This is a genomic window from Ancylobacter novellus DSM 506, assembly GCF_000092925.1.
Classification (GTDB): Bacteria; Pseudomonadota; Alphaproteobacteria; order Rhizobiales; family Xanthobacteraceae; genus Ancylobacter; species Ancylobacter novellus.
Genome location: NC_014217.1, coordinates 54,472 through 78,923, shown reverse-complemented (window position 1 = coordinate 78,923; position 24,452 = coordinate 54,472). Strand labels below are relative to the sequence as shown.

Annotated in this window: 20 protein-coding genes; 6 read left to right on the top strand and 14 right to left on the bottom strand. The window is 69.6% G+C overall.

Annotated elements, in window-relative coordinates:
- Nucleotides 1-43: 43 nt before the first annotated feature.
- The 6 genes from SNOV_RS00445 to mscL all read right to left on the bottom strand — a co-directional run bounded on the left by SNOV_RS00445 (nt 44) and on the right by mscL (nt 5,432).
- Nucleotides 44-1,252, bottom strand: coding sequence for a pyridoxal phosphate-dependent aminotransferase (locus SNOV_RS00445; protein ID WP_013164929.1), 1,209 nt, complete (start codon nt 1,250-1,252; stop codon nt 44-46).
- Nucleotides 1,253-1,376: 124 nt separating this feature from the next.
- Nucleotides 1,377-2,249, bottom strand: coding sequence for a glucose-1-phosphate thymidylyltransferase RfbA (gene rfbA, locus SNOV_RS00440; RefSeq protein ID WP_013164928.1), 873 nt, complete (start codon nt 2,247-2,249; stop codon nt 1,377-1,379).
- Complete coding sequence (gene rfbD, locus SNOV_RS00435) at nt 2,246-3,139, bottom strand: dTDP-4-dehydrorhamnose reductase (RefSeq protein WP_013164927.1); 894 nt, start codon at nt 3,137-3,139, stop codon at nt 2,246-2,248. Before rfbD ends, rfbA begins: the two co-directional genes overlap by 4 nt.
- Entirely contained in the window at nt 3,136-4,200 is a 1,065-nt protein-coding gene (gene rfbB / locus SNOV_RS00430; RefSeq protein WP_013164926.1) for a dTDP-glucose 4,6-dehydratase, read from the bottom strand. Before rfbB ends, rfbD begins: the two co-directional genes overlap by 4 nt.
- Nucleotides 4,201-4,202: 2 nt before the next feature.
- Complete coding sequence (gene rfbC / locus SNOV_RS00425; RefSeq protein ID WP_013164925.1) at nt 4,203-4,784, bottom strand: dTDP-4-dehydrorhamnose 3,5-epimerase; 582 nt, start codon at nt 4,782-4,784, stop codon at nt 4,203-4,205.
- 228 nt (nt 4,785-5,012) lie between these two features.
- On the bottom strand, nt 5,013-5,432 hold the full coding sequence (gene mscL, locus SNOV_RS00415) for a large conductance mechanosensitive channel protein MscL (protein ID WP_187291115.1): 420 nt from the start codon (nt 5,430-5,432) through the stop codon (nt 5,013-5,015).
- Nucleotides 5,433-5,589: 157 nt separating this feature from the next.
- On the opposite strand from mscL, the gene SNOV_RS00410 reads away from it, so the two are divergent.
- Nucleotides 5,590-9,162, top strand: coding sequence for a PAS domain-containing hybrid sensor histidine kinase/response regulator (locus tag SNOV_RS00410; protein ID WP_013164923.1), 3,573 nt, complete (start codon nt 5,590-5,592; stop codon nt 9,160-9,162).
- Nucleotides 9,163-9,168: 6 nt separating this feature from the next.
- On the opposite strand, the gene SNOV_RS00405 is transcribed toward SNOV_RS00410, so the two are convergent.
- Nucleotides 9,169-9,837, bottom strand: a complete 669-nt coding sequence (locus SNOV_RS00405; RefSeq protein WP_013164922.1) for a response regulator transcription factor — start codon at nt 9,835-9,837, stop codon at nt 9,169-9,171.
- 132 nt (nt 9,838-9,969) lie between these two features.
- Nucleotides 9,970-10,434 (bottom strand): secondary thiamine-phosphate synthase enzyme YjbQ, encoded by a 465-nt coding sequence (locus SNOV_RS00400; protein WP_013164921.1) that lies wholly within the window; start codon nt 10,432-10,434, stop codon nt 9,970-9,972.
- 116 nt (nt 10,435-10,550) lie between these two features.
- On the opposite strand from SNOV_RS00400, the gene SNOV_RS00395 reads away from it, so the two are divergent.
- On the top strand, nt 10,551-11,543 hold the full coding sequence (locus tag SNOV_RS00395; RefSeq protein WP_013164920.1) for an alpha/beta hydrolase: 993 nt from the start codon (nt 10,551-10,553) through the stop codon (nt 11,541-11,543).
- Nucleotides 11,544-11,547: 4 nt separating this feature from the next.
- On the opposite strand, the gene SNOV_RS00390 is transcribed toward SNOV_RS00395, so the two are convergent.
- From SNOV_RS00390 to SNOV_RS00380, 3 genes are all read right to left on the bottom strand, one after another.
- Nucleotides 11,548-12,102, bottom strand: coding sequence for a hypothetical protein (locus tag SNOV_RS00390; protein WP_013164919.1), 555 nt, complete (start codon nt 12,100-12,102; stop codon nt 11,548-11,550).
- A 28-nt stretch (nt 12,103-12,130) separates the two neighbouring features.
- Nucleotides 12,131-12,745 (bottom strand): 2-hydroxychromene-2-carboxylate isomerase, encoded by a 615-nt coding sequence (locus SNOV_RS00385; protein WP_013164918.1) that lies wholly within the window; start codon nt 12,743-12,745, stop codon nt 12,131-12,133.
- A gap of 123 nt (nt 12,746-12,868) precedes the next feature.
- On the bottom strand, nt 12,869-13,297 hold the full coding sequence (locus SNOV_RS00380; protein WP_013164917.1) for a MerR family transcriptional regulator: 429 nt from the start codon (nt 13,295-13,297) through the stop codon (nt 12,869-12,871).
- Nucleotides 13,298-13,784: 487 nt separating this feature from the next.
- Between SNOV_RS00380 and SNOV_RS22455 the strand changes: the two genes are divergently transcribed.
- Nucleotides 13,785-16,787 carry a tetratricopeptide repeat protein gene (locus tag SNOV_RS22455; protein ID WP_013164916.1) on the top strand — a complete coding sequence of 1,001 codons (3,003 nt, stop codon included), beginning with the start codon at nt 13,785-13,787 and terminating at the stop codon, nt 16,785-16,787.
- Nucleotides 16,788-16,897: 110 nt separating this feature from the next.
- Here the strand turns inward: SNOV_RS22455 and pdeM are convergent, their stop codons facing one another.
- From pdeM to SNOV_RS00360, 3 genes are all read right to left on the bottom strand, one after another.
- Entirely contained in the window at nt 16,898-17,617 is a 720-nt protein-coding gene (gene pdeM, locus SNOV_RS00370; RefSeq protein ID WP_041781875.1) for a ligase-associated DNA damage response endonuclease PdeM, read from the bottom strand.
- The gene (locus SNOV_RS00365) at nt 17,577-20,108 is read right to left on the bottom strand and encodes a ligase-associated DNA damage response DEXH box helicase (RefSeq protein WP_013164914.1); all 2,532 of its coding nucleotides are present in this window, start codon (nt 20,106-20,108) and stop codon (nt 17,577-17,579) included. The genes pdeM and SNOV_RS00365 overlap by 41 nt, the downstream gene beginning before the upstream one ends.
- 289 nt (nt 20,109-20,397) lie before the next feature.
- Nucleotides 20,398-21,333, bottom strand: a complete 936-nt coding sequence (locus tag SNOV_RS00360) for a class I SAM-dependent DNA methyltransferase (RefSeq protein WP_013164912.1) — start codon at nt 21,331-21,333, stop codon at nt 20,398-20,400.
- Nucleotides 21,334-21,411: 78 nt separating this feature from the next.
- Between SNOV_RS00360 and SNOV_RS00355 the strand changes: the two genes are divergently transcribed.
- From SNOV_RS00355 to SNOV_RS00345, 3 genes are read left to right on the top strand one after another with little or no spacing between them, the layout of a single operon-like run.
- Nucleotides 21,412-22,470: a ligase-associated DNA damage response exonuclease gene (locus tag SNOV_RS00355; RefSeq protein ID WP_013164911.1), complete on the top strand. Its 1,059-nt coding sequence runs from the start codon at nt 21,412-21,414 to the stop codon at nt 22,468-22,470.
- Entirely contained in the window at nt 22,467-24,173 is a 1,707-nt protein-coding gene (locus SNOV_RS00350; RefSeq protein ID WP_013164910.1) for a cisplatin damage response ATP-dependent DNA ligase, read from the top strand. Before SNOV_RS00355 ends, SNOV_RS00350 begins: the two co-directional genes overlap by 4 nt.
- Nucleotides 24,174-24,177: 4 nt before the next feature.
- A complete protein-coding gene (locus tag SNOV_RS00345; protein WP_013164909.1) occupies nt 24,178-24,447 on the top strand; it encodes a DUF6460 domain-containing protein in 270 nt (89 codons plus the stop codon).
- Nucleotides 24,448-24,452: the final 5 nt, after the last annotated feature.

Sequence of the window (24,452 nt, the reverse complement as noted above, 5' to 3'; positions counted from 1 at the left end):
GGCGCCTCTTCTTCAAGGTATCAGATGACGCGCGTCCCTCGTGTCACCTCTTGAGCCAGCGCACCAGCCGGTCGGTCGCTTCCGCCACCTGGGCCTCGCCGCGGGCGAAGCACAGCCGGATATATTCCTCGCCGCCGGGGCCGAAGGCGGTGCCGGGCGCGAGCCCGATATTCGCCTCGTCCACGAGCTTGAGAGCGAGCTGGCGCGTGTCGTCCTCGCCCTCGACACCGAAGAACATGTAGAACGCGCCTTCCGGCTGGGCGAAGCGCACGCGGTTCGACGAGGCGAGCCCCTCGGCAACGATGTCGCGCCCGCGCTTGGCACGCTCGATCTGGTGAGCGACGAAGCTCTCGCCGCGCTCGAGCGCGGCGACGCCTGCCCGCTGCATGAAGGCGGCGACACCCGAGTTCGAGTACTGGATCAGGTTCTCGATCACGTCGCCGAGCGAGGGGTGCGCCTCCAGCCAGCCGACGCGCCAGCCGGTCATCGCCCAGTTCTTGGAGAAGGTCTGGACGAAGAGAATACGCTCCTCCGGCTCCATGATGGAATGGAAGGACGGCGCCAGCCCGCCCTCGCCGGCGGCATAATAGAAGCGGCCATAGATCTCGTCGGCGATAATCCACAGCCCATGCCGGCGGGCGATGTCGAGCACGCCGCGCAGCTCATCGAGCGAAGCCACGTAGCCGGTCGGGTTGGCCGGCGTGTTGATGAAGATCGCCCGGGTGCGCGGGGTAACGGCGCTCTCCAGCCGGTCGAGGTCGAGCCGGAAGCCGCGCCCCGCGTCGAAGGAGAAGGGCACGTAGACCGGGCGAGCGCCGGCCGCCTCAGCGGCGGCGGCGATGTTCGGCCATTCCGGCGAGGGGATGATCACCTCCTCGCCGGCCGAGACGGTGAGCGCCAGCGCGACCTGCACCGCGTGCATGCCGGAGCCGGTGACGAAATAGCGCTCGGGATCCTCGGCCACGCCGTAGAGCCGGGTCATGTAGCTGGCGATGGCGGCGCGCAGGTCCGGTATGCCGCGCTGCCAGGTGTAGAAGGTCTCGCCCGCCGCCAGAGAGCGCGTCGCCGCCTCGGCGATGAAGGAGGGCGTCGGGAGGTCGCCCTCGCCGGCCCAGAGCGGGATCAGCCCCTCGCGCGTACGGCCATAGTTGAACACCTCGACGATGCCGCTCTCCGGCAAAGCGAGGGCCTGCGGACGGACATGGTCGACGAGTGGAGACGGCGTGAAGGACGGCGCGAGCGAGGCGGGCATGGAGGGACCTGACGAAAAAGGATATCGCCCGCCAGTCTATAACCGAGCGGGCGGGCGGCATTCATGAAAAGACGTGAGGCGAGGATGAATGCGCGCGATGGTTTCAATGAGGCGGGGGCTGCGCTCAGAACCCGTCCTCGGCGAGCTTCATCAGATAGGCGCCGTAATTGGACTTGCTCTGCGCCTCGCCGAGCTTCGTCAGCTGCGCCGCATCGATGAAGCCGGCACGGAAGGCGACCTCCTCCGGCGCGGCGATGCGCAGGCCCTGGCGCGTCTCGAGGATCTGCACGAACTGCGCCGCCTCGAGCAGCGAATCCGGCGTGCCGGTGTCGAGCCAGGCGAAGCCCCGGCCCATCAGCGAGACGTTGAGCTCGCCCCATTCCATATAGGCGCGATTGACGTCGGTGATCTCGATCTCGCCGCGCGGCGAAGGCTTGAGATTGGCAGCGATGTCCACTACCCGGTTGTCGTAGAAATAGAGCCCGGTCACCGCGAGGTTCGACTTCGGCTTTGCCGGCTTCTCCTCGATGGAGGTGACCCGGCCCGCCGCCGTCATCTCGACCACGCCGTAGCGCTCGGGGTCCTTCACCGGATAGCCGAACACGGTGGCGCCCGTCTCGCGCGCCACCGCCGCGCCGAGCAGCTCCGGCAGGCCATGGCCAAAGAACAGGTTGTCGCCGAGCACCAGCGCCACGCGCTCGTCACCGACGAAGTCGCGCCCGACGATGAAGGCGTCGGCGAGACCGCGCGGGCTCTCTTGCACCGCATAGGAGAGGCTGAGCCCGAACTGCGAGCCGTCGCCCAGCAGCTTCCGGAACAGGGCGCTGTCGTGCGGCGTGGTGATGATCAGGATCTCCCGGATCCCCGCCATCATCAGCGTGGTCAGGGGGTAGTAGATCATCGGCTTGTCGTAGACCGGCAGGAGCTGCTTCGACACGACCAGAGTGATCGGGTGGAGCCGCGTGCCGGAGCCGCCGGCGAGGATGATTCCCTTCATGGTGCCTCTTGTTTGGCGGCGAACAGCGCGTCGACCACCTCGGCCGCGCGAAGCTGCCACGGCGCGGCCTCATAGCCCACCGTGCGGGCGAAGAGCGCGCTCGACAATTCGGAATTGGCCGGACGGCGCGCCGGGGTGGGATAGTCGGCGGTGGTGATCGGCGCGACCTCGACATGCCGGCCGGTGTGGCGGGCGGCGTGCGCGACGATGACGCTGGCGAAGCCGTGCCAGGTGGTCACGCCGGTGCCGGCGAGATGATAGGTGCCGGGCGTCACGTCGGCGGTCGCAAGCTGCATCGCCGCGGTGAGAAGCCCCTCGGCGATGTCGCGCGTGGCGGTCGGGCAGCCGGTCTGGTCGGCGACGACGGTGAGCCGGTCGCGCGTCTCCGCGAGCCGCAGCATGGTCTTGAGGAAGTTGGCACCATGGACGCCATAGACCCAGGAGGTGCGCACGATGAGGTGGCGGTCGAGGCTGTCGCGCACCGCCCGCTCGCCCGCCTCCTTGGAGGCGCCATAGACGCCAAGCGGCGCGACCGGATCGCTCTCCACATAGGCGCCGGCCTTGGTGCCGTCGAAGACGTAGTCGGTGGAGATGTGGATCAGCCCCGCACCATGGCTGGCACAGGCCTGCGCAATCAGGCCCGGCGCCACGGCGTTGATGAGGTTCGCCTTCTCCGGCTCGCTCTCCGCCTTGTCGACGGCGGTATAGGCGGCGGCGTTGATCACCACTTGCGGCCGGTATTGCTCCAGCGCCGCCTTGAGCGCGCTGGCATCGGTGATGTCGAGGCCGGCATGGTCGAGCGCGGTCAGGCTCTCGACCCGTCCTGGCGCCAGCGCCGCGATCTCACGGCCGACCTGCCCGCCCGCCCCCAGCAGCAGCACGCGCGTCATTTGGCGACCCCGAGGCGCGCCCGGTTGTAGCGCGCCTTCAGCGGCTCCCACCAGGCGGCATTGTCGAGATACCAGCGCACCGTCTTCTCGATGCCGCTCTCAAAATCATGCTCCGGCACCCAGCCGAGCTCGGTCTTCAGCTTGGAGGCGTCGATGGCGTAACGCGCATCATGGCCCGGCCGGTCGGTGACGAAGCGGATCAGCGCGTCGCGCGGGCCGATCTTCGCATCCGGTACGACGCGGTCCATGATGGCGCAGATGGTGCGCACCACGTCGATGTTGCGCCGCTCGTTGGAGCCGCCGACATTGTAGCTCTCGCCGAGCCGCCCGCGCGTGGCGATCAGCTCCAGCGCTGCGGCGTGGTCCTCGACATAGAGCCAGTCGCGCACATTCTCGCCCTTGCCGTAGACCGGCAACGGCGCGCCTTCCAGCGCGTTGAGGATGGTGAGCGGGATCAGCTTCTCGGGGAAATGGTACGGCCCGTAATTGTTCGAGCAGTTCGACATCACCACGGGCAGGCCGTAGGTGTGGAACCAGGCCCGCACCAGATGGTCGGATGCCGCCTTGGAGGCGGAATAGGGCGAGTTCGGCTGATAGGGCGTGTCCTCGCGGAACAGGCCGTCCTCGCCCAGCGTGCCGAACACTTCGTCGGTGGAGATGTGGTGGAAGCGGAAACGCTTCTGTGCGGCGGCATCGAGGCCGCGCCAGTAGCGCAGCGCCTCGTCCAGCAGCGTGTAGGTGCCGACGATGTTGGTGGCGATGAAGTCGCCCGGCCCGTCGATCGAACGGTCGACATGGGATTCGGCGGCGAGGTGCATCACCAGATCGGGGCGGAAGCTCTCCAGCGCCTCGCGGAAGGCGCGCCCGTCGCAGATGTCGGCCTGCAGGAAGCTGTGGCCGGGCAGGTTGTGCACCTCGGCGAGCGAAGCGAGGTTCCCGGCATAGGTGAGCTTGTCATAGGTCAGCACCTGCCGGCCCTGCCGCACCAGACGACGCACCACGGCCGAGCCGATGAAGCCGGCGCCGCCGGTGACGAGGACGCGCTGGGCGATGCTGGTCATGGTCAGGCCCGCACCGTCTCGGGGGCATAGGCGAAGGGGCTGGCATAGTCGCGCAGGCGCGGCTGCACGCGGTCCTTGTCCGACAGCACCGCCGTCTCCGTCGTCACCGGCCAGTCGATGGCGAGGTCCGGATCGTCCCAGGCGATGCCGGCGTCGTTCGGACGCGAATAGGGCGCGTCGACCTTGTAGGCGATCAGCGTGTCCGGCTCGAGCGTGCAGAAGCCGTGGGCGAAGCCGTGCGGCATGAAGAGCTGGTTGCCCTCTTCGGCGGTCAGCGTCGCCGCCACCCATTTACCGTAGCTCGGCGAGCCCCGGCGGATGTCCACCGCGACGTCGAAGATCGCCCCGCGCAAGACGCGCACGAGCTTGGCCTGCGCCATGGGCGGGGTCTGGAAATGCAGGCCGCGCACCACGCCGACCGGGCGGGAGAGCGATTCGTTGTCCTGCACGAAGGCGAGATCGATGCCGAAGGCGTCGAAGGCCGGCTTCTTGTAGGTCTCGCAGAAATAGCCGCGCCCGTCGCCATGCCGCACCGGCTGGACAAGGACGACATCCGGTATGGCGAGGCGGGTGAACGCGACCATCGGCTAGCGCATCTCCAAGGGGTTGGCAGCGCTTATAGCCAATGTCGCCGGGCCGTCCAAGCAGGGTGGGTTGAGATGCCCTTCCTCCCCAAACGTCGTCATGCCCGGGCTTGACCCGGGCATCCACGACTTGATGGAGGCGGGGAGATGGATCCCCGGGTCAAACCCGGGGATGACGGTCATCTAGTGGAGACCGTTCGAAATCCCATGCGGCCCGCGCTGGCCCCCTCACACCTTCTTAGCCAGCAGGTCGCGGATCTCGGTGAGCAGCACCTCTTCCTTGGTCGGCGGGGCAGGCGGCGGGGGCTCGTTCGCCGCGTTGCGGCGCAGCCGGTTGATGCCCTTCACCACCAGGAAGAGGATCCAGGCGACGATGAGGAAGTTGATCACCACGGTGAGGAAGTGGCCATAGGCGAAGACCGCACCCTGCTCGCGGGCGGCGGTGAGGTTGTTCGCCGTCACCTGCGACGACAGGCCGACGAAGTAGTTGGAGAAGTCGAGCCCGCCGAAGATCGCGCCGACGACCGGCATGAACAGGTCGGAGACGACCGAGGTGACGATCTGGCCGAAGGCCGCGCCGATGATGACGCCGATGGCGAGATCGACGACGTTGCCCTTCACCGCGAATTCGCGGAATTCCGTCAGCACTTTGCTCATGACAACCCCCGGTTCCGTCCACCCCGCGGCGTCACTGTGATCCGCGCCGCTGAGTCGGGCAACCCTCGGCGCCACGCGCAGGGCCCATGCTTGCCGAGCCGGGCCGGGCCGGCGCATAAAGGGCGCGAAGATTTCGCCCGGGGATTGCATGCTTCAGGCATGGACCATCATCGCCGTCGCGCTCGTCTATATCGGCTTCCTCTTTGCCGTGGCGAGCTTCGGCGACCGGCGCCTGCCGCGCTCGCGGCGGCGCGGCCGACCCTACATCTACTCGCTGTCGCTGGCGGTCTACTGCACCTCCTGGACCTTCTTCGGCTCGGTCGGCCTTGCCACCACGCAGGGCGTGAACTTCCTCACCATCTATATCGGGCCGATCTTCGTCTTCGCCCTCGGCACCCCGTTCCTCCTGCGCATGGTGCGGCTCGCCAAAGGCCAGAACATCACCTCCATTGCCGACTTCGTCGCCGCCCGCTACGGCAAGAGCCAGGGCGTGGCGGCGCTGGTCGCCTGCGTGGCCATCGTCGGCTCGCTGCCCTACATCGCCCTGCAGCTGAAGGCGGTCTCGGCCTCGCTGCTCGCCATGCTCGGCGATTTCGACGGGCTGGGCCTGCCCTATCCGGTGGTCGGCGACCTCGCGCTCACCATCGCGGTGGCGATGGCGGTGTTCGCGGTGCTGTTCGGCACCCGCCACATCGACGCCACTGAGCATCAGGAAGGGCTGATGCTGGCGGTGGCGACGGAATCCATCGTCAAGCTGGTCAGCTTCCTGGCGGTCGGCCTGTTCGTCGTCTTCGGCATGTTCTCTGGCCCCTTCGACCTGCTCGACCAGGCAGCGGAGAAGGGCGTGCTGCCGGTGCTGACGCAGGGCATCTCGGTCGGCAGCTGGGCGGCGATGACGCTGCTCTCAGCGCTCGCCATCCTCCTGCTGCCGCGCCAGTTCCACGTCGCCGTGGTCGAGAACACCTCGGAGCAGGAGATTCGCACCGCCTCCTGGCTGTTCCCGCTCTATCTCGTTCTGATCAACCTCTTCGTCATACCAATTGCCATTGCCGGCCTCGTCGCCTTCCCGCCCGGCTTCATCGATGGCGACATGTATGTCGTCACCCTGCCGCTCTCGGCAGGCTCCCACGTCATGTCGCTCGTCGCCTTCGTCGGCGGCCTGTCGGCGGCCACCGCCATGGTGATCGTCGAGACGGTGGCGCTCGCCGTCATGGTGTCGAACGACATCTTCATGCCGCTGATGGTACGCGGACGGCGCCTGCGCGACGCCGCGGAGGCGAACCGCGCCGCCGCCGATGGTCCGCCGGATACCGGCGCGGACGGACAGACCGACGGCCACGCCGATATGGGCCGCCGGCTGCTCACCGTCCGGCGCATCGCCATCTTCGCCATATTGCTGCTGGCCTATCTCTATTACCGCGTCACCGGCGAGGCGCAGCTCGCACAGATCGGCCTGCTCTCCTTCGCCGCCGTGGCGCAGTTCGGCCCGGCGCTGCTGCTCGGCCTCGTCTGGCGGCGCGGCACGGCGCTCGGTGCGCTCGCCGGCATCGCCGCCGGCATCGCGCTCTGGGCCTATACGCTGCTGCTGCCGAGCCTCGTCGATGCCGGGCTGTTCACGCACGCCCTGCTGCAAGAGGGACCGTTCGGCCTTTCCATGTTGCGCCCGCAGACGCTGCTCGGCGTGCAGGCGAGCCCGCTGGTGCATGGCGTGCTGTGGAGCCTCACCATCAACGTGCTGGTCTTCCTCGCCGTCTCGCTGATGCGCAAGCCGACGCCGATCGAGCGGCTGCAGGCCAGCGTCTTCGTCGAGAGCGACCACGCCCCCTCGGCGCCGAGCTTCCGGCTCTGGCGCTCGCCGGTCACCGTGGGCGAACTGGTGTCCACCGTCGCGCGCTATCTCGGCGAGGAGCGCACCCGCGCCTCCTTCGAGAGCATCTCGGCCATGCGCGGCATCTCGCTGGAGCCCTCGCGCGAGGCCGACTTCCAGCTCATCCGCTATGCCGAGCACCTGCTCGCCTCGGCCATCGGCGCCGCCTCCTCGCGGCTCGTGCTGTCGCTGATGCTGAGGAAGCGCACCGTCTCGACCAAGGCGGCGCTCAAGCTGCTCGACGACGCCTCCGCCGCCATCCAGTACAACCGCGAGATCTTGCAGACCGCGCTCGACCATGTGCGCCAGGGCATCGCCGTGTTCGACCGTGATCTCAGGCTCATCACCTGGAACCGTCAGTTCGGCGAGATGCTGGAACTACCGCCGGAGATCTTGCGCATCGGGGTCAGCATCGACCAGATCATCCGCTTCAACGCCACCGGCGGCCAGTTCGGTCCCGGCCCGGTCGAGGAGATCGTGCGCGAGAAGCTCGACCGCTACGCAAGGCGCAACGTCGTATTCCAGGAGCGCCTCACCCCGCGCGGCGTGGTCATGGAGGTGCGCGTCAACACCATGCCGGACGGCGGCGTGGTGGTGACCTTCACCGACATCACACCTTCGGTGGAAGCGGCCGAGGCGCTGGAACGCGCCAACGAGACGCTGGAGCGGCGCGTGCGCGAGCGTACCAAGGCGCTGGAGAAGCTGAACACCCAGCTCGCCCAGGCGAAATCCGAGGCGGAAGAGGCGAACATCTCCAAGACCCGCTTCCTCGCCGCCGCCAGCCACGACATCCTGCAGCCGCTGAACGCCGCCCGGCTCTACGCTACCAGCCTCGTCGAACGTTCCGTGGCCGGCGAGGAGACCCGCCTCGCCCGCAATGTCGACGCCTCGCTCGAAGCGGTGGAGGAGATTCTTGCCGCCCTGCTCGACATCTCCCGCCTCGACGCGGGGGCGCTCAAGCCCGATATCGCCCCCTTCCGGCTCGACGAGATCTTCCAGCAGCTCGAGCTCGAATTCGCCCCGATGGCGAAGGAAAAGGGCCTGGAGCTCACCTTCGTGCCGAGCGCGGCGGCGGTGCGCTCGGACCGCCGGCTTTTGCGCCGGCTCCTGCAGAATCTTGTCTCCAACGCCATCAAATACACCCACAAGGGTCGAGTACTGATCGGCGTGCGCCCGCGCCGCGGCAAGCTGCGGGTGCAGGTGCTCGACACCGGCGTCGGCGTGCCGCCGGGCAAGCAGAAACTGATCTTCAAGGAATTCCAGCGCCTTGACGAGGGCGCCAAAGCCGCGCGCGGGCTGGGGCTGGGGCTTTCCATCGTCGAGCGCATCGCCCGCGTGCTCGACCACCCGATCTCGCTCTCCTCGACATCCGGCAAGGGCAGCGTATTCACCGTCGAATTGCCGGCCGCCCCTGCCATGCCGGCGCGCGGGCAGCCCTCGCCGCGCCCGGCCGCCCCGGTTGCGACGCTGCAGGGCCTCAGCGTGCTGTGCATCGACAACGACCCGGCGATCCTCGACGGCATGGAGACGCTATTGACCGGCTGGGGCTGCGAGGTTCTGAAGGCACCGGGCCTCACTGAAGCGCTCGCCATGCTGCGCGAGCACCGCGCTCCGCCCGACGTGCTGCTAATCGACTACCATCTCGACAAGGGCGACGGCATCGACGCCGCCAAGCAGTTGCGCTGGAAGCTCGGACATTCCCTGCCGGCCGTGCTGATCACCGCCGACCGCTCGAAGCGCGTGCGCGATACCGCTCGCGCCACCGAGATGGAAGTGCTGAACAAGCCGGTGCGCCCGGCCGCGCTGCGCGCCCTGCTCGCCGCCTGCCGTGCCACGCGGGCGGCGGCGGAATAGCGGGACTCAGCCCGCCGTCTGGGACCAGGTGCCGCCTTCGATCTTCGAGGCGGCGATCACCGCCTGGGTGCGGCTCTCCACGCCGAGCTTCTGCAGGATCGCCGAGACATGCGCCTTCACCGTCGCCTCGGAGACGCCGAGCTCATAGGCGATCTGCTTGTTGAGCAGCCCCTCGGACAGCATCATCAGCACCCGCACCTGCTGGGGCGTCAGGGTGGCGAGGCGGGCCACCAACGCCTGCGTCTCCTTGTCGGAGGTCCCCGAGAGGTCGACCTCGGGCGGCGTCCAGGTCTGGCCCTCCAGCACGGCGGCGACCGCCTCGCGCATGGTCTCGACCGCGCTGGTCTTGGGGATGAAGCCGGAGGCGCCGAACTCCATGCAGTTGCGGATGACGCCGGCCTCCTCATTGGCCGAGACCACCACCACCGGAATGCCGGGATATTGTGCCCGCAGATACATCAGACCGGAGAAGCCGCGTACGCCCGGCATGGTGAGGTCGAGCAGGATGAGATCGAGGTCGCCCTCGCGCTCCAGAAGCGCCTGAAGGTCCTCGAAGCCGCCGGCCTCGAACAGCTCAGCCTGCGGGAACTGGCGGGAAACGGCCTCGCGCAGCGCGCCCCGGAACAGCGGATGATCGTCGGCGATCACCAGCCGGAAACTCGTCGTCGTATCCACCTGCGGCGGCCCTCTCCCCGCGCGAACATGCGCTCGCCGCATGCCGCGCCGCGATCATGGTGCGGTGGAACCGCTGCTGCAAGCCATCCGGCCGGACCGGCGACAGGCTGGCGCGAAGTTCCGTAGCGACCTTTAGTAGGCCTCGCCGACAAAGGCCACAACCAATTCGCGCTGGTGCGGCCGCGCCCGGTGCTCGATCAGATAGAGCCCCTGCCAGGTGCCGAGCGCCATACGGCCGCCGATCACCGGCACGCTGAGGCTGATGCCGCTCAGCATGGCCTTCACATGCGCCGGCATGTCGTCCGGGCCCTCCATGTCGTGCGCCCAGCCGGCATCCTCCGGCGCCAGCCGGTCGAGCGCGGTCAACAGGTCCACCCGCACGTCCGGGTCGGCGTTCTCCTGGATGGCGAGCGAGGCCGAGGTGTGCCGGCAGAACACCGACACCTCGCCCTCGCTTGCGCCCGCGGCGATAAGGAAATCCGCCACCGCGCCGGTGATGTCGGTGAATCCGCGCCCCGGCGTGTCGACGGCGAGCATCGCCGTGAAGCGCCGCGTCACCGTGCTTTCCCGCAATTCGCCGCGGCTGATCCTGGCCATCGGCACCCTCCTGTCACCGGGTCGGCGCTGGACGAATGGACCCGGCTGGGTTTGGATAGGACGGATCAGCCCCCGATGACAGGCCCACCCCACGCTACTTGGAGCGTCACTGCTTTATGTCCTCTCCGCTGCCCGAAACCCGCGCCTCCTCTGCCGCCCCGCTCGTGGTCGACCCCGCCTTGTTCGAGGAGGCCGCCATTACGCCTGAGACGCGGGCGATCAATGCCGGCATCGTCAAGGCGCTCGGCGCCGTGCCGGACCGCTGGGTGTTTCCCATGGCGATGCTGCGCAAGCTGCGGCTGGAGGGCAAGGGTCCGTTCCCGCTGGCGCCGGAGAGCTCCTATGCGCAGGTAATCGAAATCGACGGCCCGCACGGCCCGGTGCCGCTGCGCATCCTCACCCCGCCGACGCCGCCCAAGGGCGTCTACCTGCACATCCATGGCGGCGGCTGGTGCCTCGGCTCGGCCCGCGAGAACGACGGGCTCAACCACCGCTTCGTCGAGCGCACCGGCTTCGCCGTGGTCTCTGTGGAATATCGCCTCGCGCCGGAGGAGCCCTGGCCCCGCGGGCCGGACGATTGCGAGGCCGCCGCGCTGTGGCTGATGCACGAAGGGCCGGCCCGCTTCGGCACCGACCGCTTCGCCATCGGTGGCGAGTCGGCAGGGGCGAACCTCTCCGTCGCCGTCCTGCTGCGGCTGCGCGACAAGCACGGCCTCACCCCCTTCCGCGCCGCCAACCTCACCGCCGGCGCCTACGACCTCGGCCTGACGCCGAGCGCGCGGCAATGGGGCGACGAGCCGCTGGTGCTCAACACGCGGGACATCAACGTCTTCGTCGGCCACTATCTGAGGGAGGGCGGCGATATCGCCTTGCCCGACATCTCGCCGCTGCAGGCCAATCTGAAGGACCTACCGCCGGCGCTGTTCACCATCGGTACCCGCGACGCGCTCTTGGACGACACGCTGTTCATGGCGCCGCGCTGGCTCAAGGCCGGCAATGCTGCCGAGCTCGCCATCTATCCCGGCGGCTGCCACGTCTTCATCGGCTTTCCCGGCAGCCTCGCCGACCAGGCGCTGGCGCGCTCCCACGCCTTCGTCTCGGCCTGCTGAGGGATCAGAGTTTCTGGTCCTGCGCGCCTTCCTCGCGGCGCAGCTGGTCGACCATGTCGAAGAAGCGGCGGAACACCTGCTCGACCATGTCCATCGCCTGGTCGAGCCGCTTGCGCGCCTCCTCGGAGAGTTCCTGTTCGCTTTTCGGCGCCGGCTTCGCTGCGTCCGGCGGGCCGAGGGGCTCGTCCTTCGGCGTATCCTTCGGCGCTTCTGCGGAGGGCGGCGCCATGATGTCCGGCACGCCGGTGCCGGTCCCGCCCGTGCCGGTGCCGGCACGGCTCTTCTCCAGCACGGCGATGCGCGCCTGCAGCCGGGCGATCTCCGCCTCCAGCGCCGCACGATCCTCCGGCACCGCCTCGCAGACCCAGGCTCCGGCCTTGGCCGAGCAGAACGACATCGCGCCGGTGCTGGTGTCGAGCTTCATCAGCCCACCCTCGACCGGCTGCATGGTGAATCGCGCGGCTTCAGGCGGGCCGTTCGGCGGAATATTCGGCGCCTGGGCCTGCGCGGGGTGAAGCATGGCGAGGGCGAGGCCCGCGCCGATCAGGGTCAGCCGCATATCCGGCCCTCCTCTGGACGGCGGCGCCTCACGGCGTGAACGGCGCGCGCCCGCTCGACAATGCCCTCTCCAGCATGTCGATCCGATCCTGCCCCCAGAACACCTCGCCGTCGAGCACATAGGCCGGCGAGCCGAACACGTCGGCTTCGACGGCGGCGTCGTGATTGGCCTTGTAGATGACGGCGGTGCGGTCTCCCGCAGAGGCTTCCAGAAGCTCCGCCGGCAGGCCGAGCTCGGCCAGAACCACGCCGAGCGCCGCCGGGTCGGCCATGTTCTCCTGCCGCTGCCAGACGCCGGAGGTCAGTCGCGACACCAGTGGCGCCACGTCATGGCCGGCGATCTGCGCGGCGATGACCAATCGGTCGGCAGCGGCCGGATCGAGCGGCCAGTGCGCCGGGCTGAGATGGAAGTCGAGGCCGCGCGCCTCGCGCCAGCGCTTCAGTTCGACGAGGCGGTAGCGCTGACGTGCCGGATGGCGCCGGGCGAGCGGCAGCCCACCGGTGTCGGCGAACAATTCGCCGAGGAAGACCGGGCGGAAATTGATCCGCGCGCCGTGGCGCTTCGCCACGTCGAGGAAGGGCGAATGACCGATGAAGGCCCAGGGGCTGGCGATGGAGAAGTAATAGTCGATGGAACGGGACATGGGGGCACTCGGCAGACGAATCTGGCCTCACGCTAGAGCACCCCGCCCGCGAACGCAGCCCCCAAAAGCCAGCGGCGCCCGCAAGGGGCGCCGCCGGTGGTCGTCAGGGGAGGAGGATGAAGTTCAGGCGGCCGAGCGCGAGGAGAAGGCGGCGACCATCTGGCGGAGTTCGCCGATGGCTTCCTCGATCTCGGTCTTCTGCGTCTCGAGCAGGGCGAGCTGCTCCACACATTTCTCGCGGGTAAGGGCGAGGCCACCGGCCGGGGCGGTGCCTTCGCGCAGGGCGACCATCGCCTTGATCTCGGCAAGGGTGAAGCCGAGCTTCTTGCCCTTCAGGATGATGGCGAGGCGCGACCGCTCGGCCGGGCTGTAGAGACGGGTCAGGCCCTCGCGGCGGGGGGCGAGCAGGCCCTTGTCCTCATAGAAGCGCAGCGCGCGCAGCGTGACGCCGAATTCGCGGGCGAGGTCACCAATGGTGAAGAAGGCATTTTCGCCCGACGGGGCGGCATGCGTGTCTGCGGTGCGTTCGGCCTCGAAGGAGGTGAAATCCATGTCGGCAACTCCGGGTAAGGGGCAGGACAACGCGTCAGCGATGTTGCCGCACTGTCGCAGAGAGGTTGCCGCTAGGGGAGAAAGTCACACCCGACGTTAGGGCAACTTACTGTTAAATGACGGAATAAGACGTTATTTTTCAAAAGCTTGTGCCGACATGGCGTGACTTGCCACGAGGAGAGGCAAGCTGGGCGGAGGCGCCGCCGGAGGTCCATGCAGGGGAGAGGTTAGCTGCACGCAGGGGATGTCGGCGGCGCCCCGCCGGGCATTTCCGCGCGGCACGCCGCCGAACAGGGTGCCGGACAAAAGCTCAACGGCGGTAGGGCATTAACGCGGCATTTACCAAGAATCGAAACAGTTGCGTCAGCAGCCTCCAGCGCCGCTGTGGCGATTCTCGCCGCGCCAGGCGCCCGACGCGACGGAGAACAAGGTGAGGCAAGGGGCCCCTTCGACGGCCGGGCAGATCGCTCCGGAAGCCTGGCAAGCCATGAGCGAGGCGGCGCAGCGGGCCGGCATGCCTCTGGAGGAGTGGCTGAAGAGCCAGCTCTTCGGCACCATGGCCGCTGCCGCGCCGGCGCCGGGCGCTCCCGATCCGGTCGGCAGCGTCGCCGACCTGCAGCGCCGCATCGAACAGCTTTCCGGCCAGATCGAGCAGATGGGCGGCGCCGCCGCTGCCCCGGCCGAGCCGCCACCGGCCCCCGCGCCGGTGAAGGTCGACGACCGCCTCGAAACCACCATCCGCGAGCTCAATGAGCGGCTCGAGGCGCTGAACCTGATGCCTCCGCGCGCCGAGGCCCCGGCCACCCGCGCAGCCGACCCGGTGGAGATGGCGGTCGCCGAGATCGCCGCCCGCCAGCACGAGCTCGACAGCGAGATCACCCGCCGCCGCACACCGCCGGCCTTCGAACCACCGCCGCGCCCGGCGTCCTCCGCCGCGCCGCGCGAGAGCGTGGCGCGCGATTCGATCCGTGACCGCTTCATCCGCGATCCCTTCGCCGGCGGCCCCTTCCCCACCCGCGCCAATCCCGTGCCGCCCTCGCCCGTGCCGCCCTCGCACCCCGTCGCGCCGTCGATCGCCCCCTCCGCGCCGTCGCGCTCGCCGATCAACGAGGCGCTCTCCGCATTGCAGGGCGAGCTCGGCGACATGCGCCAGTCGCTCGGCATGCTGGCACCGCGCCGCGCGGTGGACGAATTGCAGCGCGTGGTCCAGCAGCTCGCCGACCGCGTCGAGCGTTCCGGCACGCGCGACGAGGAGCTGCGCGCCACCCTTCTGGCGCTGCGCGACATGATCGGCGGGCTCAAGCTGCCGGAGCATCCGGCGCTGCTGCTCGGCCGCATCGATTCGCTGGAGCGCAAGCTCGACATCGTCAACGCCAAGGCGGTCGACGGCGCCACCATCGCCCGACTGCAGGCGCAAGCGACCGAGATCCGCGACCTGCTGGCGCGCACCCTCTCCGCCGATTCCGTGCGCCTTCTGGCCGAGCAGGTGTCGCTGCTCGCCACCAAGGTGTCGGAGATGGCGGCCAACGAGGACCGGGTGATCCGCTCGGCCGTGGGCTCGCTGGAGCGGCGCCTCGACACGCTGGCCGACCGCATCGCCAGCCAGCCGGCGCCGGTGCTGCCGCTGAACGACCTGATTGGCCGGCTCGATTCCATCCAGTCGAGCCTCGCCAGCGCCCGGCACGAGATGCCGCCGGGGCTGGAGGCGATGCTTCGCGGCCTCGCCGATCGCATGGAGCGGATCGAGCGGCCGGAGGAGAATCTGCGCCTCGACGTGCTGGGCCGGCAAATCTCCGAGCTGACACAGAAGATCGAGAAGGCGGTGGCGGGAGCGGAGATCGCCGGCCAGCTCGCCAGCATCGAGCGCGTGGTCAACGACCTGTTCATCCAGATGGAGGAGACCCGCGCCACCTTCCTCGCCACCGGCTCGCGCCCCCGCCCCCCCGCGGGCGGAAACCCGAATGGCGGCGCGACGCGGATCAAGCGCGAGATCGCGGCGCTGGAAGCCGAGCGCGAAGCGCCTCCCGCAGCCCCCGTGGCTACGGCCATCATGGCGCCGGTCGAGGCGGCCGCCCCAGCCGTGCCGGAGGCCGTGTTCTCGCCGCCGCCGGCCTCGATCCCCAAGCCCTTCGAGCCGCAGCTCATGCGCGCCGCGCTGGAGGAGCTGAGCCGTTCCGCCGATGTTGCGGCCCTGCGCGGGGAAACCGCGCCGGCTCCCGAGGCCGCGGCTGCGCCCGAACAGGTGGCAACCACCCCCATCGACGACGAATTCGACTTCCGGCCCGTCGACCTCGACGCGCAGGCCGCGGCCAATGCCGCCGCGCGCGGCAATGCCCCGACGGTGCCGAACGTGGTGCATCCGGCCGCTCCGGCCGCGGCGCCGGGCGCGCCCAACCGCGCCGCCTTCATCGCCCAGGCACGCCGCGCCACCCTGCCGGCCGGCGCCGGCACGCCGGAACTGCGCAGCCACATCACCGAGCGCAACCGCCGTCCGCCGACCCGCTGGCTGGCGCGCATTCGCGCCATGCTGCTGATCGGCCTGTGCGGCTCGGCGCTGGCCTATGGCTCCTGGCATTTCCTGGCGCAAATGCGCGAGCAGCAGTTGCGCGCCGCCGCGCCGGCCGTGTCCAACACCGCCAAGCTGCCCCCAGCCGCCAAGCCCACGCCACCCGGCAGCCTGCCGGCGCCCGAGGACATCACCGGCTCGGTCGGCAAGAGCGCGCCACGCCCGCAGCCGCCGGCGCCCGCCGCCGCTCCCGAGGCGACTCCCGACGCCATGCCGCCCGCCCCGGCGCCGATCGGCCCGTCCAGCATGTCGCTGCCGACCGAACTGCCGGGCGGCATCGCCAGCCAGACCCTGCGCGCCGCGGCGCTCGCCGGCGATCCCGCCGCCGCCTTCGAAATTGCCCGCCGCTACACCGACGGCGAGGGCGTGCCGGCGAGCCCGGCGCGCGCCGCCGAATGGCTCGCCTATGCGGCCAAGAACGGCTCCATGCCGGCGACCTACCGCCTCGGCACCATCTACGAGAAGGGCATGGACGGCGTGCCGCGCGACCCCGCCAAGGCGCGCCAGCTCTATGAGCAGGCGGCCAATGCCGGCAATGTCGCGGCCATGCACAATCTCGGCGTGATGCTCGCCTCCGGCGCCATCGGCCAGCCCGACTACCGGACCGCAGTGACCTGGTTCACCCTCGCCGCCGAGCGCGGCGTGCGCGACAGCCAGTATAACCTCGCCGTGCTCTATGCCCGCGGCTTCGGCGTCACGGCGAACCCGGCCGAGGCGTGGCGCTGGTTTGCGCTGGCCGCCGCCCGCGGCGACGGCGAGGCGGCGCTGAAGCGCGACGAGATGGCCGTCAAGGTCGACGCCAAGACGCTGGCGACGCTGCGCAGCACGGTGGACAGCTGGGCGCCGCTGATGGTCGACGCAAAGGCCAACGACATGCCGTCGGTGAGCTGGGACGAGGTCCCGCGCAAGACGGCGTCGCGCTGAGAAATCCCGTCATCCCGGCCGAGCGAAGCGAGAGCCGGGATCGCATTCCAATGCAAGAGCAGATGACGATCCCGGATACGGCCTGACGACCGTTCCGGGAAGACGCCTTTTCAGCCCGCGCGATCCGGCAGGCAGGCGTGGTGGGCGATGCGGTAGATGCGGGCGCCGCCGACCAGATGCGCCGCATAGGCGCCGGGGAACAGGCGCGCCAGCGCAGCGTCGCGGATGTTCAGCCCACCGGCATAGGCGCCGAGCGCCGGCATGACGAGGCGGGCGCCATCGGTGGCGAAGCAGCGGCGGCGCAGCCCCCGCCCGCGCACCACGAGACGCGCCACGGGGTGGAAATGCCCGGCGATCTCGCCCGCGCCATCGCCCGAAGGCTCGTGGCGCAGGGTGAGTGGACCGGCGCGCAATTCGTCGACATGGACGCCGCCGAGGCCCGGCATCGGGTTGGGATCGTGGTTGCCGGCGACCCAGATCATCTCCCGCCCGCGCATCAGCGCGGCGATGCTGGCCCGCTCCTCCTCGCCGAGGCGGTCGGCACCGCGGCGGTCGTGGAAGCTGTCGCCCAGCGCGACGATGGTGCGGGCATTGCGCCGCGCGACGATCTGCGTGAGCAGGGCCAGCGTCGCGCGCGTGTCGTAGGGCGGCAGCGGCACGCCGCGGGCGGCGAAGGAGGAGCCCTTCTCCAGATGCAAATCGGCGACGATGAGCATGCGCTCGGCCGGCCACCAGAGGGCGCCGGCGGGATCGAGCACGAGGCGCGCGCCGGCGATGACGAGGCCGTCCTCAGCCACGCCGATCTCCTCCAGCGCCGTCCCAACTGACATCGGCACCGTCCATCGCCTCCCTGACCAGTTCGTCCTCGGCCTCGGCGAGCAGCGCCTCATGCGCCTCGCCAGCCACCATCTCCCGCCCGATCTCCAGCATCACCGGCACGGCGAGCGGAGAGACGCGCGGCAGGGCGACATGGTCGATTCGCCCCCTTATGCGCGTGAGCATGTCGGAGAGGCGGCGAATGTCCAACAGCCCGGTGGCCGCGTCCTGCCGCGCGGCGCGCAGGAGAACATGGCCAGGCTCGTGCCGGCGCAGCACGTCATAGACGAGGTCGGTGGACATCGTCACCTGCCGCGAGTTCTTTTCCTTGCCGGGAAAGCGCCGCTCGATCAGCCCGGCGATCACCGCGCATTTGCGGAAAGTGCGCTTCATCAGCGACGATTCCGCCAGCCAGTCCTCGAGGTCGTCGCCGAGCATGTCGGCATCGAACAATTCGTCGAGATCGAGCCGGCCCTGCTGAATGGCCCGCGACATGTCGGAGATGCCGTAGATGGCAAGCGCATAGTCGTTGGCCATGAAGCCGAGCGGGCGCAGTCTCGCGCGGTCGAGCCGACGCGTCAGCAGCATGCCGAGCGTCTGGTGGGCGAGCCGGCCCTCGAAGGGATAGGCGACGAGATAGTGCCGCCCCCCGCGCGGAAAGGTCTCGACCAGCAAGTCCGCCCGCCCCGGCAGGCGCGAGCGCAGCTTCTGCAGGTCGAGCCATTCATGCACTTGCCCCGGCAGGCTCGACCAGCGGTCCGGCTCGGCCAGCAGCGCCCGCACCCGCGAGGCGAGGAAGGTGGAAAGCGGGAACTTGCCGCCTTCATAGGACGGCACCTTGGGCTCGCTCGCGCTGGTACGGGTCGCGCGGACCTCGTCCTCGACGATGGAGAGGAACTCCAGCACCTCGCCGGCGAAAACGAAGGTGTCGCCGGGACTTAGCTGCTCGGCGAAATATTCCTCCACTTCGCCCAGCACCCGCCCGCCATAGCGGGATTTCGCGCTGGCGAGGCGCACTTTCAGCATCGTCGCCTCGACGATGGTGCCGACGTTCAGCCGATATTGCTGCGCCACCATAGGGTTAGTCACGCGCCAGCGGCCGTCCTTCATCTTCCTGATGCGGGCGAAGCGCTCATAGGCGCGCAGCGCATAGCCACCAGTGGCAACAAACGCGACAACATCGTCGAAATCGGTGCGCAAAAGTCCCGCATAGGGCTCGGCGGATGTCACCTCTGCGTAGAGCTCGTCCGAGGCGAAGGGGCCGGCGCAGGCCATGCCGAGCACATGCTGGGCGAGCACGTCGAGCGCGCCGGAACGCTCCACCGCGCTGTCCTGCGCCCCTGCCCGTACCGCCTCCAGCGCGGCCCGGCATTCCAGCACCTCGAAGCGGTTGGCGGGGACGAGTACGGCGCGGCTCGGCTCGTCGAGCCGGTGATTGGCGCGGCCGATGCGCTGCATCAGCCGCGAGGAGCCTTTTGGCGCGCCGACATTGATCACGAGGTCGACCGCGCCCCAGTCGATGCCGAGATCGAGCGAGGAGGTGCAGACCACCGCCTTCAGCCGGCCTTCGCCCATCGCCGCCTCGACGCGGCGGCGCTGCGACACGTCGAGCGAGCCGTGATGCAGGGCGATCGGCAGGTTGGCGTCGTTGATGCGCCACAGCTCCTGGAACAGCAACTCGGCCTGCATGCGGGTGTTCACGAAGACCAGCGTCGTCGTGTTGGCCTCGATGAGGGCGTAGATCTCCTTCAGCGAATGCCGCGCGGTGTGGCCGGCCCAAGGCACCTGGGCGACACTGTCCAGCATGGAGAGATCCGGCGCCGCGCCGGCCTCGGCGATGACGACATCGCCCATCGCGCCGTCCCCCGCCTGCGGCACCAGCCAGCGGCGCAGCGTTTCCGGATCGGCAACGGTGGCGGAGAGCCCCACCGTCTGCGCCTGCGGGGCGAGGCACCTCAGCCGCGCGAGGCCGAGCGAGAGCAGGTCGCCGCGCTTGGAGCCGGCGAGCGCGTGCAATTCGTCCAGCACGATGCGGCGGAGATCGCCGAACAAATGCTCGGCATCGGCGGAGGCCAGCAGCAGGGCGATCTGCTCGGGCGTTGTCAGCAGGATGTCCGGCGGGTCGCGGCGCTGGCGCTGGCGGCGCGAGGCCGGCGTGTCGCCGGTGCGGGTCTCGATGCGGATCGGCAGCGCCATCTCGTCGGCCGGTCGCTCCAGATTGCGGGCGACGTCGACCGCCAGCGCCTTGAGCGGCGAGATGTAGAGCGTGTGGATGCCCGGCGGGCGCACGCTGTTGCGGGCACGCGGCCGCTCGGAAAGTTCGACGAGGCTCGGCAGGAAGCCGGCCAGCGTCTTGCCGGCGCCGGTCGGGGCGATCAGCAGGGTGGAGCGCCCCTCCCGCGCCTTGGCCAGCAGTTCGAGCTGATGCGCGCGCGGCGCCCAGCCGCGGCCGGCGAACCAGCTTCGGAACGGCTCGGGGAGGTGGTCGTCGCGGGCGGCATCCATCGGCACCGCGAGAAGCTAATGCCTCGCCGGCGAATTGCGAGGGGTCCCGCTCTTACACCGTCATGCCCGGGCTTGATCCGGGCATCCACGCCTTGGGACCGGGCGCGGGCAGGAAGACGTGGATGGCCGGATCAAGTCCGGCCATGACGGTCTTCTGCTTCATACGTCGTCATCCCGGAATTGCCGCAGGCAATATGCGGGACCGTGACCCGATTGGAGAGCGGCACGCGACCCCGGCTCTCCGGCTTCGCCTCCGGCCGGGATGACGACGATGGAATGGCGACCGGTCTCAATCCGCCCGCATTCCCACCACCACCAGCCCAGGCACCGGCTGCTCCTTCTCTTTCCGCGTCGACTCCGCGACGCAGGAGACGAGTTCCAGCCCGGCCGCCGCCAGGGCCGCGCGCACATAGCTTTCCGCATGCGCATAGCGCAGCGTGTCGCGCAGCAGGATGCCCTCGCCCTCATGCGTCTCGACGGTGAAGGCGATGAGCCCGCCCGGCTCCAGCACGCGGCGGGTCTCGGCGAGGATCGGGTGAAGGTCGGCGAGGTAGCAGAAGGCGTCGCCGGCGAAGATCAGGTCAGCATCCTCGGACGGCCGACCGGCGAGGAAGGCGACCATCTCGCCGGCGACCAGCACCTCGTAGACCCCGCGCTTCTTCGCCTCGGCGATCATGTTGGGCGAGAGGTCGACGCCTTCCAGTGCCCCGACATGCTCGGCCAGCCGCAGCGCCACCAACCCGGTGCCGCAGCCGAGGTCCAGCCCGCGCGCGAAGGCGTAAGCGCGGCCGAGGGCCACGCACGCGGCGGCGAGCGCATCGTCGATCAGCTCCGGGCCGCGATAATCCAGCCGCGCCAGCGCCGCGTCGAAACGGCCGGCATATTGGTCGAACAGGGTGCGCACATAGGCCTCGCTCATGCCGGCCTCGGCATCCGAGGCCCCGCCGAGCCGAGCGAGCCGCAGCCCGCTGCCGAGCCTGTCGCCGGCGTCGAGCGCCTGCGCCTGCCGGTAGGCGTCGAGCGCGCCGGCGATATCCCCCGACGCCTCGCGTGCTTCGCCGAGCAGGAACCAGCCCGGCGCATAGGCGCCCGCCCGCTCCATCGCCTCGCCGAGTAGTTCCGCCGCATCCGCGGCCTTGCCTTCCTCCATCAGCGCGCGCGCCCACTCGATCCGGCGATCGACCGTCGGGTCGCCGGAGGAAAGGATGAGCCTGCCTGCACTCATGCGGGTGGTTCTCTAGGGTCGGCCGCCGCGAGTGCCTCTCGCGAAAAATCGGGCGCGCCGCCCTATATAGGTTCCGCGATGCGCCCGGAAGAGCTTCTCCACTCCACACCGCAGGGCCTGTATTCCCCGGCCGGCGATTTCTTCATCGACCCGACGCGGCCCGTGCCGCGCGCGCTCATCACGCACGGCCATTCCGACCATGCCCGCGCCGGCCATGGCGCGGTGATGGCGACGCGCCAGACGCTCGACATCATGGCGATCCGCTATGGCGAGGGCTTCGCCGGCACGACGCAGGCCGCGGAATATGGCGAGCGTGTCGAGGTGAACGGCGTCGGCGTCACCTTCCATCCCGCCGGGCACATCCTCGGCTCGGCGCAGATCGCGCTCGACCACAAGGGCTGCACCATCGTCGCCTCGGGCGACTACAAGCCCGGCGCCGACCCGACCGCGGCGCCATTCGAGCCGATCCGCTGCACCATCTTCATCTCGGAAGCGACCTTCGGCCTGCCGGTGTTCCGCCATCCCGATCCTGCGGAGGAGACGGCCAAGCTCACCGCCTCGCTCGCGCTGTTCCCCGAGCGGGCGCATCTCGTCGGCGCCTATGCGCTCGGCAAGGCGCAGCGGGTGATGGCGCTGCTCCGTGCCGCCGGGCATGAGAAGCCTATCCTCATCCATGGCGCCATGGAGCGGCTGACCGACTATTACCAGTCGCAGGGCATCGACCTCGGCGACATCCGCCTCGCCCGCGAGGTGAAGCCCGCCGAACTCGCCGGCTCGGTGGTCATCTGCCCGCCCAGCGCGATGACCGACCTGTGGTCGCGCCGTTTCCCCGATCCGGTCACGGCCTTCGCGTCGGGCTGGATGCGTATCCGCGCCCGCGCCCGGCAGAACGGCGTCGAGCTGCCGCTGATCATCTCCGACCATGCCGACTGGGACGATTTGCAGGACGCCATCCTCGCCACCGGCTGCGAGGAACTCTGGGTCACCCACGGCCAGGAGGACGCGCTCGTCCACTGGGCACTGCTGGCCGGCCTACGCGCCCGCCCGCTGCACATGGTCGGCTATGGCGAGGAAGAGGCGGAGACCACGGCCGCCCCGGACACGAGCGCGACCGAAAGCCCGGAGGCGCAGCCTTGAATCGCTTCGCCGCTTTGCTCGACCGCCTCGCCTATGAGCCGCGCCGCAACGGCAAGATCCGGCTCATCGCCGACTATTTCGCGCATACGCCCAATCCCGAGCGGGGCTGGGCGCTCGCCGCGCTCACCGGCGCGCTCTCCTTCCGCAATGCCAAGCCGGGGCTGATCCGCCAGCTCATCTCCGAGCGCACCGACCCAGTGCTGTTCGCACTGTCCTACGACTATGTCGGCGACCTCTCCGAGACGGTGGCGCTGATGTGGCCCGCGCCGCACGGGCTCAACGACACCGAGCCGCCGGCGCTCTCGGCCATCGTCCACGCCTTCACCCATATGGGGAAGGCCGAGCTGCCCTCCGTGCTCGCGAGCCTGCTCGACCGGCTGGACGAGACCGGGCGCTGGGCGCTGCTGAAGCTCATCACCGGGGGCTTGCGCATCGGCGTCTCCGCCCGCCTTGCCAAGACCGCGGTGGCGGCGCTGGGGGAACGCACGCCGGACGAGATCGAACTGGTCTGGCCGGGGCTGGAGCCACCCTATGAGGCGCTGTTCGCCTGGGCAGAGGGCCGCGGCGAGCGGCCGGAGACCGACGACCCCGCGCCGTTCCGCCCGGTGATGCTGTCGCATCCGCTGGAGGACACGGACTTCGAAAGCCTCGACCCCGCCCAGTTCCGCGCCGAGTGGAAATGGGACGGCATCCGCATCCAGGCGGTGCGCGGCGCCGGCGCGGACGGGCGGCACGTCACCCGGCTCTACAGCCGCACCGGCGAGGACATTTCCAGCGCCTTCCCGGACCTTGCCGAAGCGCTCGCCTTCGACGGCGCGGTGGACGGCGAATTGCTGATCCTGCGCGAGGGCCGCGTGCAGTCCTTCAACGTGCTTCAGCAGCGGCTCAACCGAAAGGTCGTCTCGCCGAAGCTGATCCTGGAATTCCCCGCCCATATCCGCGCCTACGACCTGCTGTTCGAGGCGGGCGAGGATTTGCGCGACCTGCCCTTCGAGGCCCGCCGCGCCCGGCTGGAGGCGCTCATCGCCGCCCATCCGCAGGACGGACGCCTCGATCTCTCGCCCATCGTGCCCTTCGAAAGCTGGGACGATCTCGCGAGCGCCCGCGCCGACCCGGCCGCGCACGGCGCCGGCGACGACGCCGAGGCGGTGGAAGGGGTCATGCTCAAGCGCGTGGACAGCTTCTACGTCCCCGGCCGGCCCAAGGGGCCGTGGTGGAAATGGAAGCGCGATCCGCACAGCGTCGATGCCGTGCTGATGTATGCCCAGCGGGGCCACGGCAAGCGCTCCTCCTTCTATTCCGACTACACCTTCGGCGTCTGGACCGGCGAGAAATCCGGAGAGGGCGAGCTGGTGCCGGTGGGCAAGGCCTATTTCGGCTTCACCGATGCCGAGCTGATGGAGATCGACCGCTTCGTGCGCCGCAACACCGTCAACCGCTTCGGCCCCGTGCGCGAGGTGGTGCACACGCCCACCGAAGGGCTGGTGCTGGAAGTGGCGTTCGAGGGCCTCGCCCGCTCCACCCGCCACCGCTCGGGCCTCGCCATGCGCTTTCCCCGCATCGCCCGGCTGCGCTGGGACAAGCCGCCCGGCGAGGCCGACCGGCTGGAGACGCTGGAGCGGATGATCGGCGACGAAGGGCGTGCTCCCCGCCAGCCTTCCGCCGTGATAGGGAAAGCGCCTTCGTCCGCCGAGGGAGCGTGAGTCGATGGCTGAGAACCAGTTTTCCCGCTGGATGGGCGGTTCGCCCTTCTGGGTGCTGCTGCGCCTCATCGCGTTGTCGGTTGTGGTCGGCGTCATCCTCTCGGCGCTGGGGCTCGACCCGATGAACATCCTCTCGAGCCTGGAACGCCTCGTCCGCCATCTGTTCAATTTCGGCTTCGACACGGTCGAGCGGCTGTGGCGCTACTTCCTGCTCGGCGCAGCGATCGTCATTCCGCTCTGGCTGATTACGCGCCTGGCGAACCGGGGGCGCTGATCCCG

What these genes read in the sequence shown, in the direction of transcription:
- SNOV_RS00380 (WP_013164917.1), bottom strand. Translation starts at nt 13,297, where the DNA reads ATGGATTTCACCTCCTTCGAGGCCGAACGCACCGCAGACACGCATGCC.
- SNOV_RS00410 (WP_013164923.1), top strand. Translation starts at nt 5,590, where the DNA reads ATGCTTCAGGCATGGACCATCATCGCCGTCGCGCTCGTCTATATCGGC.
- rfbD (WP_013164927.1), bottom strand. Translation starts at nt 3,139, where the DNA reads ATGACGCGCGTGCTGCTGCTGGGGGCGGGCGGGCAGGTCGGCCGTGAG.
- SNOV_RS00395 (WP_013164920.1), top strand. Translation starts at nt 10,551, where the DNA reads ATGTCCTCTCCGCTGCCCGAAACCCGCGCCTCCTCTGCCGCCCCGCTC.
- SNOV_RS22455 (WP_013164916.1), top strand. Translation starts at nt 13,785, where the DNA reads ATGAGCGAGGCGGCGCAGCGGGCCGGCATGCCTCTGGAGGAGTGGCTG.
- SNOV_RS00445 (WP_013164929.1), bottom strand. Translation starts at nt 1,252, where the DNA reads ATGCCCGCCTCGCTCGCGCCGTCCTTCACGCCGTCTCCACTCGTCGAC.
- rfbA (WP_013164928.1), bottom strand. Translation starts at nt 2,249, where the DNA reads ATGAAGGGAATCATCCTCGCCGGCGGCTCCGGCACGCGGCTCCACCCG.
- pdeM (WP_041781875.1), bottom strand. Translation starts at nt 17,617, where the DNA reads ATGTCAGTTGGGACGGCGCTGGAGGAGATCGGCGTGGCTGAGGACGGC.
- SNOV_RS00360 (WP_013164912.1), bottom strand. Translation starts at nt 21,333, where the DNA reads ATGAGTGCAGGCAGGCTCATCCTTTCCTCCGGCGACCCGACGGTCGAT.
- SNOV_RS00390 (WP_013164919.1), bottom strand. Translation starts at nt 12,102, where the DNA reads ATGCGGCTGACCCTGATCGGCGCGGGCCTCGCCCTCGCCATGCTTCAC.
- SNOV_RS00355 (WP_013164911.1), top strand. Translation starts at nt 21,412, where the DNA reads ATGCGCCCGGAAGAGCTTCTCCACTCCACACCGCAGGGCCTGTATTCC.
- rfbB (WP_013164926.1), bottom strand. Translation starts at nt 4,200, where the DNA reads ATGACCAGCATCGCCCAGCGCGTCCTCGTCACCGGCGGCGCCGGCTTC.
- SNOV_RS00400 (WP_013164921.1), bottom strand. Translation starts at nt 10,434, where the DNA reads ATGGCCAGGATCAGCCGCGGCGAATTGCGGGAAAGCACGGTGACGCGG.
- SNOV_RS00345 (WP_013164909.1), top strand. Translation starts at nt 24,178, where the DNA reads ATGGCTGAGAACCAGTTTTCCCGCTGGATGGGCGGTTCGCCCTTCTGG.
- SNOV_RS00385 (WP_013164918.1), bottom strand. Translation starts at nt 12,745, where the DNA reads ATGTCCCGTTCCATCGACTATTACTTCTCCATCGCCAGCCCCTGGGCC.
- rfbC (WP_013164925.1), bottom strand. Translation starts at nt 4,784, where the DNA reads ATGGTCGCGTTCACCCGCCTCGCCATACCGGATGTCGTCCTTGTCCAG.
- SNOV_RS00365 (WP_013164914.1), bottom strand. Translation starts at nt 20,108, where the DNA reads ATGGATGCCGCCCGCGACGACCACCTCCCCGAGCCGTTCCGAAGCTGG.